This window comes from Actinoplanes utahensis (assembly GCF_016862455.1).
GTDB classification, from domain to species: domain Bacteria; phylum Actinomycetota; class Actinomycetes; order Mycobacteriales; family Micromonosporaceae; genus Actinoplanes; species Actinoplanes utahensis.
The window spans coordinates 1-626 of record NZ_BOMZ01000158.1 but is presented as its reverse complement, the minus strand read 5'-3'; the positions used below and the strand labels follow the sequence as shown (position 1 = coordinate 626).

Sequence of the window (626 nt, the reverse complement as noted above, 5' to 3'; positions counted from 1 at the left end):
AGCTTGGTCAGCGCCTTGGTGAGCAGGCGGGAGACGTGCATCTGGGAGATGCCGATCTGGTCGGCGATCTGGCTCTGGGTGAGGTTGCCGTAGAAGCGCAGGGTCAGGATCTTCTGCTCGCGCTCGTCGAGGGTGGCGAGGGCGGGGCCGAGGGCGACGCGGGTCTCGGCGATCTCGTATCCGTGGTCCTCGCCGCCGAGGGTGTCGCCGAGTTCGGTGGTGCCGTCGGCGCTGATCGGGGTGGACAGGGAGGTCGCGTTGTAGGCGCGGGCGCCTTCGAGGCCTTCGAGGACCTCTTCCTCGGTGATGCCGAGGTGGGTGGCGATGTCGGTGACCTGGGGCGAGCGGCCGAGGGAGTGGGTGAGGGTGGCGTTGGCCTCGGTGATGGCCAGGCGCAGTTCCTGCAGGCGGCGGGGCACGCGGACGGACCAGGTGCGGTCGCGGAAGTGCCGTTTGATCTCGCCGATGATGGTGGGGATGGCGTAGCCGGCGAAGTCGACGCCGCGTTCGGGGTCGAACTTGTCGACGGCCTTGATGAGGCCGACGGTGGCGGTCTGGATGAGGTCGTCGGTGGGCTCGCCGCGGCCGGAGTAACGGTGGGCGAGGTGGCGGGCGAGAGGCAGCCA

The 626-nt window shown here is 69.6% G+C and carries 1 protein-coding gene; it reads right to left on the bottom strand.

Going from position 1 to position 626, the window contains the following annotated elements; translation table 11 throughout:
* A partial coding sequence (locus Aut01nite_RS43100) for a SigB/SigF/SigG family RNA polymerase sigma factor (RefSeq protein ID WP_204037975.1) occupies positions 1-626 on the bottom strand: 626 nt, incomplete at both ends.